At 32.8% G+C, this 9,263-nt stretch carries 8 protein-coding genes; 1 reads left to right on the top strand and 7 read right to left on the bottom strand.

The window, feature by feature from the left end; genetic code table 11:
- Window positions 1-36 precede the first annotated feature (36 nt).
- Window positions 37-1,833 carry a translational GTPase TypA gene (gene typA, locus ACH2CG_RS12690; RefSeq protein ID WP_395065758.1) on the top strand — a complete coding sequence of 599 codons (1,797 nt, stop codon included), beginning with the start codon at window positions 37-39 and terminating at the stop codon, window positions 1,831-1,833.
- A 53-nt stretch (window positions 1,834-1,886) separates the two neighbouring features.
- Here the strand turns inward: typA and proC are convergent, their stop codons facing one another.
- The 7 genes from proC to ACH2CG_RS12655 form a co-directional block, all read right to left on the bottom strand.
- On the bottom strand, window positions 1,887-2,687 hold the full coding sequence (gene proC / locus ACH2CG_RS12685) for a pyrroline-5-carboxylate reductase (protein WP_395065756.1): 801 nt from the start codon (window positions 2,685-2,687) through the stop codon (window positions 1,887-1,889).
- Between the two features lie 61 nt (window positions 2,688-2,748).
- A complete protein-coding gene (locus ACH2CG_RS12680) occupies window positions 2,749-3,312 on the bottom strand; it encodes a transglycosylase domain-containing protein (RefSeq protein ID WP_395065754.1) in 564 nt (187 codons plus the stop codon).
- Between the two features lie 124 nt (window positions 3,313-3,436).
- Complete coding sequence (gene yidC / locus ACH2CG_RS12675; RefSeq protein WP_395065752.1) at window positions 3,437-5,329, bottom strand: membrane protein insertase YidC; 1,893 nt, start codon at window positions 5,327-5,329, stop codon at window positions 3,437-3,439.
- 251 nt (window positions 5,330-5,580) lie between these two features.
- On the bottom strand, window positions 5,581-7,191 hold the full coding sequence (locus ACH2CG_RS12670) for a CTP synthase (protein WP_395065750.1): 1,611 nt from the start codon (window positions 7,189-7,191) through the stop codon (window positions 5,581-5,583).
- Window positions 7,192-7,373: 182 nt separating this feature from the next.
- Window positions 7,374-7,610, bottom strand: a complete 237-nt coding sequence (locus ACH2CG_RS12665) for a DUF3820 family protein (protein ID WP_395065748.1) — start codon at window positions 7,608-7,610, stop codon at window positions 7,374-7,376.
- A gap of 193 nt (window positions 7,611-7,803) precedes the next feature.
- Window positions 7,804-8,208 carry an OsmC family protein gene (locus ACH2CG_RS12660; RefSeq protein ID WP_395065746.1) on the bottom strand — a complete coding sequence of 135 codons (405 nt, stop codon included), beginning with the start codon at window positions 8,206-8,208 and terminating at the stop codon, window positions 7,804-7,806.
- Window positions 8,208-9,263 (bottom strand): ABC transporter substrate-binding protein (locus ACH2CG_RS12655; RefSeq protein WP_395065744.1); only part of this gene is annotated, 1,056 nt, incomplete at its 5' end. The genes ACH2CG_RS12660 and ACH2CG_RS12655, both read right to left, overlap by 1 nt.

Genomic DNA, 9,263 nt, shown 5'->3' with positions numbered 1-9,263 from the left:
AATAAAGTGTACTTTTGCACTTTCAAAATAAACAAGATGGAATCTATTAGAAACATTGCAATTATTGCCCACGTCGATCACGGTAAAACTACTTTGGTTGATAAAATTATGTATCACTGTCAACTTTTTCGTGATAACGAAAACACCGGTGACTTAATACTTGACAACAACGATTTAGAGCGTGAAAGAGGAATTACAATTACTTCTAAGAACGTTTCGGTTATTTACAAAGGAACAAAAATTAATATCATTGATACTCCTGGTCACGCAGATTTTGGTGGAGAAGTAGAACGTGTATTAAATATGGCTGATGGCGTTTGTCTATTAGTTGATGCCTTTGAAGGTCCGATGCCTCAAACTCGTTTTGTTCTTCAAAAAGCTTTAGATTTAGGTCTAAAGCCTTGTGTAGTTATCAATAAAGTTGATAAAGAAAATTGTACTCCTGAAGAAGTTCATGAAAAAGTTTTCGACTTAATGTTTGAATTAGGTGCTGAAGAATGGCAACTAGATTTTCCAACAGTTTATGGTTCTGCTAAGAATAACTGGATGTCTGACCATTGGGAAAATGTTACTGATAACGTTGAAGCTTTACTAGACATGGTAATTGAACATGTACCTGCTCCTAAGGTATCCGAAGGTACTCCTCAAATGTTGATTACTTCTTTAGATTTTTCAGCTTTTACAGGTCGTATCGCAATTGGTCGTCTTGAAAGAGGAATTTTAAAAGAAGGAATGCCAATTTCATTAGTGAAAAGAGATGGTACGGTAACAAAGTCAAGAATTAAAGAATTACATACTTTTGAAGGTCTTGGACGTAAGAAAGTTCAAGAAGTTATAGCTGGTGATATCTGTGCTATTGTTGGAGTTGAAGGTTTTGAAATTGGTGATACTATCGCTGATTTTGAAAATCCTGAAGGATTAGCGTCTATTGCTATTGATGAGCCAACAATGAGTATGTTATTTACAATTAACGATTCGCCTTTCTTTGGTAAAGAAGGAAAATTTGTTACTTCTCGCCACATTAGAGATCGTTTAACTAAAGAATTAGAGAAAAACCTAGCCATGAAGTTAGGCGAAACAGATTCTGCTGATAAATTCATGGTTTTTGGTCGTGGAGTACTTCACTTATCTGTTCTTATTGAAACAATGAGAAGAGAAGGTTACGAATTGCAAATTGGTCAACCACAGGTTATTATTAAAGAAATTGATGGTAAAAAATGTGAGCCAATTGAAGAATTAACTATTGATTTACCCGAAAGTCTTTCAGGTAGAGCGGTTGAGTTCGTTACTATGCGTAAAGGTGAAATGTTGAGTATGGAAACTAAAGGTGAGCGTATGATTGTAAAATTTAATATTCCATCACGTGGAATTATTGGATTGCGTAATCAATTGCTAACTGCTACTGCAGGTGAGGCTATTATGGCACACCGTTTTATAGGGTATGAGCCTTTGAAAGGTGAAATTGCTGGACGTAATAAAGGTTCGTTAATTTCTATGGAAAAAGGAAAAGCTATTCCATATTCTATCGATAAATTACAGGATCGTGGTAAGTTTTTTGTTGAACCAAATGCCGAAATTTACGAAGGTCAAGTAATTGGAGAAAACTCTCGTGGTGATGATATGTGTGTAAACGTAACTAAAGAGAAAAAACAATCTAACGTTCGTTCATCTGGAAATGATGAAAAAGCAAGAATTATTCCACCAATTATTTTCTCATTAGAAGAAGCATTAGAATACATTCAAAAAGATGAATATGTTGAGGTTACACCAAAATCTATTCGTTTGAGAAAAATCTATTTGACTGAAACAGACAGAAAAAGATTTAAAATCTAATTGAATGTTATACAACATTTTAAAAGCCATCTGCGAAAGTAGGGTGGCTTTTTTTATGAACCTAATTCTAGTGCTCTATTGTTGGCGGCTTTAACAGCTTTTATTATGGCGTCTTCTACCAAGTTTTCTTCAAATACTTTTAGAGCTTGTTCTGTTGTACCGCCTTTGGACGCTACTTTTTTTATCCATTCTAGATTGGACAATGCGCTTGAATTTTGCAAATCTACTGATCCCATAAAGGTTTGATTTACCAAAAGCTCGGCTTCCGATTGTGAGAAACCCAATTCAGATGCAGCTTTAATCATCGAATTCATAAAGTAAAAAACATACGCTGGACCACTTCCAGAAATGGCTGTAGCGGCATCAATTAGTTTTTCGTTTTCTACATAAATAGATTTTCCTGTAGTATTTATAAGGTTTTGAATGATAAATAATTCTTTTCTATCTACAGCAGAAGAAGCAGTAAAAACGGTCATTCCTTTGCCTATTTGAGTAGGAATATTAGGCATTGAACGTACAATTTTAGTACATTCCAATTTCTTTTCTATGGAAGCCAAAGTAACACCTGCCATAACCGAAAGTATCATTTGATTTTGATTTAAAAAAGGTTTAATACCAACTGCCAAAGCATCAAAATCTTGAGGTTTTACTGCCAAAATTATAATGTCAAATTGATTGATTTCATTTGTAGGAACCGAAACAAAATTGCTGTTTGGAATTCCGTAATCATTTGAAATTTTATTGGCATCACGCACCAAAGCATGAATATCATTGGCTTTTATAAACCTTGAACTTATAAAACTATTGGCATAGGTTTTACCCATATTACCAAAACCCATTATCATTACTTTCATTGTTGATAGGTTTTATTTTTTAGTGGTGTTATTTTGGTTTTATTGCTGTTTACTATTTTCGTCATTGATTTAAATGGCTATTGGAACCGTTTTTATTTAATATACTTTGATAAAGTCTAACTTTATTTATCACCTTTTCTTTTCGGCGTATTGGATTATACAGACTTGGATTTTCAAGCATAATAATCAACATAATATTTTCTTCTTCGTTGAGTTGCTCAACAGTTTTATTAAAATAGAACTTCGACGCTTGTTTTACTCCAATATTTCCAGTCAAATATTCAGCGTTTAATAATTCAAATTTTAGGCAATCATCTTGAGTAAACTCCTTTTCTATTTTCAACAAGTAAATCTTTTTGGTTAAAGAAAGACCATGTCTATATGGTCCAATATAATCCGTTGAAACTTCGCATGGACATCTTTTTTCTTCTACGGTTTGGTGAATTTTATTATAATTATGAACAAGCTGATTTAAATTTTCCTTTTGAGCTACTTTAATCGAATTTGTTAGATAAACAAATTCTTCGTCTTCAAACATTGGATTAAAATCGCTCAATAAGAAATTGTAAACTACGATAAGTAGAAATAAAATTAAAGCGATGATTTTCAATGTTTTTTTATGCATAATTTTATTCAAACTGTTTGATAACTCATTATCACTCGCAATTTACATATTTATTCCAAAAAAAATGCTGTTTCGAAAGTATACAACTTTATGAAACAGCATTTAAAAATAAGTATAAATTATTTTATTTTTTTAACTTCTTTTGCTCTTCAGCTTGCTCCATTACTTCGCGTAATTTCTTTTGGAATTTACCTTCTTTAACAGGCTTGGTCTTATTTTCTTGTATTTGAGCATGAATCTTATCGCTGTCAATAAAGTATTTCTTGATTACTAACATGATTCCAATTGTAATTAAGTTGGACATAAAGTTATACAAACTCAATCCTGAACCATAACTATTGAAGAAAATAAGCATCATTATTGGTGATATGTAAATCATCATTTTCATGATTTTGGTCATATCGGGCATACCTTCTTGTTGTGGTTGTGCCATTTGGTTGTCGCCAGATGTCATTTTCATGTAAAAGAAAATCGCAATGGCTGCCATGATAGGAAATAAACTAACGTGATCGCCATACAAAGGAATGTTGAATGGTAATTTGATAACTTGGTCAAAAGAAGATAGATCGTCTGCCCAAAGGAAACTTTTTTGACGTAACTCAAATGCTGATGGGAAAAACTGAAACGATGCATACATAAACGGCAATTGTATTAATGCTGGAATACAACCTGCCATTGGATTTACTCCAGCTTTATTGTACAACTTCATTGTTTCTTGTTGTTTTTTTACAGCATCTTTTTTGTATTTTTCTCCTAATTCTGTTATTTCTGGACGTAGCACTTTCATCTTGGCTTGCGACAAGAACGATTTAAAAGTAATTGGTGACATTGCTAATTTTATCAAGAATGTGAAGATGATAATTGCAATTCCGTAAGATAAAAACGAACCTAAAAACCCAAAAAGTGGTATGAAAATAAAACGGTTGATCCATCCGAAAATTCCCCAACCTAAAGGAACAATTTTTTCGATGTTTCTATCATACGTTTTTAAAACTTTATAATCTGTTGGTCCGAAATACCAATTCATTTTATAGTCTAACTCGCCATTCTTGAAGGCTAACGGTAACGTAGATTTAAATTGTTTTGTAAAAACGGTATCTTTCTTAGCATCAATTACAAGTTTTGTAGAATGTACGCTTGCGCCTTCAATTGGTGTACTTGAAAGTAAAATTGATGAGAAAAAGTGTTGCTTGTAGGCTATAAATGTTGCTTTTTCTAAATCTTTATCTTCTTGTGCTCCTAAACCTGCATAGTCAATTTTTCCGTCTTTATGTTCGAAATAGATTTCGGCATAACGATCTTCGTAAGTGATACTTTTTTCGTTTCTGTAGGTTTTTAAATCCCAGTCTAAATTGGCTGGTTTAGATGTATTTAAGGCTTTGCTTAATCCTTGCGAACGCACATCAAAATCTAACATGTACTTGTCAGGTTGTAAGGCATATTGGTATTCTAAAAACTCGTTTGGACCTGTTTTTAACTTCATAGAAAGCACTTGATTTGCTCCTACTTTTGTTAAAGTTGGTTCAAAAAATAAGTCTTTTGTATTTAAAACTCTGTTATCTGAGGTTTGTAAAGTAATGTTTAAATTGGCATTGTTGTTTTTTATCAACTCTACTAATTGTCCTGACCCTTTTTTGAATTTTTCAAATTTCTTTAAAATTGCTTCCGAAATTGCTCCACCTTTATTAGCAACGGTGATTTTTACTAGCTCATTTTCGATTGTTGTAAATCCTTCTTTTGCTGTTGGCAATGTTGCAGAATAAGCAAAACTTCCTAAAGCACCTTGTAGTTTTTGAAGTTTAACGGTATCGTTGATGGTAGAATCAATTGCAGTTTCAACAAGTTGTTTTGTTTTTACTTCTTTTGATTTTTTTATTGCATCAATTTTTTCTTGTTTTGCTTTTTCAGCTACTTCTTTGGCATCGTTTTGTCTTGTGTTGTACATCATCCACATGATGATGATGAATATTAAACCAAAACCAATTATTGAATTCTTATCAAACTTCTTTTCTTCCATGGTATGCTGTCCCGAAATTTTGGGATTTTATGTTAATTTATTTGTTAGTCGTTGCAATGACTTTTTTGTTTCAAAAATTATATTGTTTAGCACTATTGTGTCTATTCAATTCGTTTACTGATTAGCCCTGATGCAAGGGAAAAACCTTTTTTTATTTTTAAAAAAGTTTTGGAAAGGCAGCAGGAATAGGGTTTACCACAATTACTACTGATTCGCTCCAAATTAAAAACAACAAACAGGTTGCTTTACTATTACTTTTTATTTTTTACCATTGCGGCTACAAAGCTAACAAAAATTGGCTGTGGATTGGCAACGGTACTTTTATATTCTGGATGGTACTGAACGCCGATAAAAAATGGGTGGTTTTTTATCTCTACAATTTCTACCAAACCTGTATCTGGATTGATACCAGAGCTTGTTAATCCTGCTTTTTCTAATTGTTGAGCATACTTGTTGTTGTACTCATATCTATGACGATGGCGTTCTTGAATTTGTGTTTTACCATAAACTTGGTGTGCCAAAGTTGCTTCTTTTAGGTCGCATTTCCAAGATCCAAGACGCATTGTTCCGCCTTTGTCGGTTATGGTTTTTTGCTCTTCCATTAAATCAATTACCGGATTTGTGGTATTTGGATTCATTTCGGTTGAATTGGCGTCTTTTAAATTTAGAACATTTCTGGAATATTCGATAACTGCCATTTGCATTCCGAGACATATTCCAAAAAAAGGAAGGTTGTTTTCACGAGCATAACGAACGGCTTCAATTTTTCCTTCGATACCTCTTTCTCCAAAACCTGGTGCAACTAAAATTCCGTCGATTCCGTTTAATTTTTCAGCAATATTCTCACTGTCAATATATTCTGAATGTATGCTGATGATATTCACTTTAGTTTCATTGGATGCACCGGCGTGAATAAATGCTTCAAGAATTGATTTGTAAGAATCTTGTAATTCTACATATTTTCCAATCAAACCAACATTAACAGTATGTTTTGGATGTTTTAATCGGTGCAGAAAAGTGTTCCAGTTTTTTAAATCGGGTGCTGCTTTTTTTGGTAAATTTAATTTCTTTAAAGCGACAACATCCAATCCTTCTTCAAGCATCAATAAAGGAACTTCATATATTGTTGAAGCATCGATGGATTGAATAACTGCTTCGCGTTTTACATTACAAAACAAAGCTAATTTTTGGCGAATTTCATCAGACAATTCATGTTCGGTTCTACAAACTAAAATATCGGCTTTGATACCGCTTTCCATCAATGTTTTTACTGAATGTTGCGTTGGTTTGGTTTTCAATTCTCCAGCCGCAGCCAAATATGGAACTAAAGTTAAGTGAATTACAATTCCGTTACCTTCTCCCAATTCCCATACCAATTGACGTACTGATTCTATGTAAGGTAATGATTCAATATCACCAACGGTTCCACCAATTTCAGTAATTATAATATCAAAATCGCCAGAATTACCTAGCAATTGCATGCGTTCTTTAATTTCGTTAGTGATGTGAGGCACAACTTGAACTGTTTTTCCTAAAAATTCACCACGGCGTTCTTTTTCTATTACTGAAAGATAAACTCTTCCTGTAGTTACATTATTTGCCTGTGAAGTTGGAACGTTTAAAAATCTTTCGTAGTGGCCTAAATCTAAATCGGTTTCTGCACCATCATCTGTAACATAACATTCGCCATGTTCATAAGGATTCATAGTTCCTGGATCTACGTTTAGATAAGGATCAAATTTTTGAATTGTAGTTCTGTAACCTCTGGCTTGTACTAATTTTGCCAAAGACGCAGCGATAATTCCTTTACCTAAAGAAGAAGTCACACCGCCAGTAACAAAAATGTATTTCGTTTGATTCATTGTTTTTTTTTTAGGACAAGTATTTACTTATCCGTACTTGTTGTGTTGTTGTTTGTTGTTGTGTTTTCTTGTGAAAAACGATGCAAAAGTACGATTTAAATTGGATTGTTAGATTGTTAGATACTTAGATTTTTAGAAAAAAATAAGCAAGTAGTATAAGTTATCTAAATAAGTCTGAAAATCTAATAATCATTTTTGGGATATTGCTTTTTTATGTTGCGAATTAACTCTTCTAATCCGTTTAATTTTAATTCATAAACGAGTTTAAGTTGTTCGCCAAGTTGACCGTTGGGCAAGCGATTATTGTGTAACCAAACCATATAATATTCGGGTAAATCTATTATGTATCTGCCTTCATATTTGCCATAAGGCATTTTGGTATGTGCTAATTTTATTAGAAGTTTTTGTTGGTCGTCCATTTAAGTTGGTTGCGAGTTGAAGGTTGCGGGTTTCTGGTTTTTTGTTAAAAGTTTTGAGGTATAAACTTTGCAATTTAATTGTTATGAAAAGGACATAAGTTACACCTAAAGTTATTTAAATGAAAATGAATTATTACTATTTTAAAGTCAATTTTAATATACTAACAACCTAAAACTCGCAACCTAATCGCTATTACTTCCAATTAAAAACGATTTCTTTTTTGATATCTGGATGCAAACTGAAATGAACTGGACAAGTCATTCCTGTTCGTTCTAAAATGGTTTTGGTTTTATCATCAGCTTCCAAATTCATTTGAAAAGTAATGTGAATTTCCGAAATTCTTCTTGGTTCGGCAGCCATAACTTTAGTTACCTGCGCAGTTGATCCTGAAAAATCTACATCCAAATCTCTTGCTTTGATTCCCATAACGGTTAACATGCAAGTTGCCAAAGAATTTGCAACCATATCTGTTGGAGAAAATGCTTCACCTTTGCCGTTATTATCAATTGGTGCATCGGTAATAATTTCGGTTCCAGATTGCAAATGTATTGAAGAAGTTCTTAATTCTCCTAAATAAGTTACTTTTGAAGTTGCCATTATTCTGCTTGTTTTATTGTTAAATCCTCGTCGTAGTACAAAATGTAAATTCCGTTATTGGCATAACCGCCAGAAATTTTCTTGGCATAGTCAAACTTGCTTTCTACTTGTTCTGTTGCAGCATCGTTGATGGTTTCATCAAATGATTTGTCCTGCGCCAATCGCAACATGGTATCAAACGTTAAATCAAATCCGCGAACGGCATATTGATTAGGAAATATTTTATTTTTCTTTTTGTAAGCGCGTTCAAATTGTTGTGCTTCTTCGGTATCATTATCTTTAGTGATTGATGGATAAGCCATTTTTAATTTGGTTAAACGCGACAAAGCTATTTCTTCAAAATCTAATGTTTCGTTAGGTTCAAGAATTACTAATTGCACTTGATATTCTTTCATGGCGCTTTGCATGGCAGATGTAGTTGTAAAAATAGTTCCAGTTTTTTCTGAAACCATAACTACATAATTCATCCTATCTTTTACAAAATATTTTTTGATGCTGTCTGCTACAAATCCGCCTTTATCAGACAATCCTACGATTTTTACATCTTTCTGAAAGTCTTGAATGTATTGTTTTATTGTAGCTTTTTTAGGATCAATAACACCAATTATGTTTCCGTTTTTGGCATGCATATAATCAAACATTGCGTTTTTAATAGCATCGTTTTGAGGCATCGATTGGTATAAATTTTTATACGATTTTCCATCGTCTTTAGACAAAGGAGAAATCACTGGAATATTTTTACTTTCTAAAGCACTAGCGACTTTTTCTACATTTACCTGATAAAATGGTCCAATAACTGCGTCTGTGGTACTGAAGTTTTCACTTGAAATTACAGCTAAAGCATTTGTTGTATTTTTAGTTTCTTGCGAATCATAAATTTTAATATCGATGTTCATCCCTAAAACTTTAGCCGAATCTATTGCCATTAATACACCCGAATAAAAATCTAAAGTCATGTTTAAAAACTTATCTTTCTTTAATCGTTCTGATATTGAAGTTATGGTATCACTTTGTATTTTAGAAGCATTAAAAGGTAAAAACAAGACCAATTCTTT

Source organism: Flavobacterium sp., from assembly GCF_043778725.1.
Lineage (GTDB): Bacteria > Bacteroidota > Bacteroidia > Flavobacteriales > Flavobacteriaceae > Flavobacterium.
This window is presented reverse-complemented; position numbering and strand designations above follow the sequence as displayed.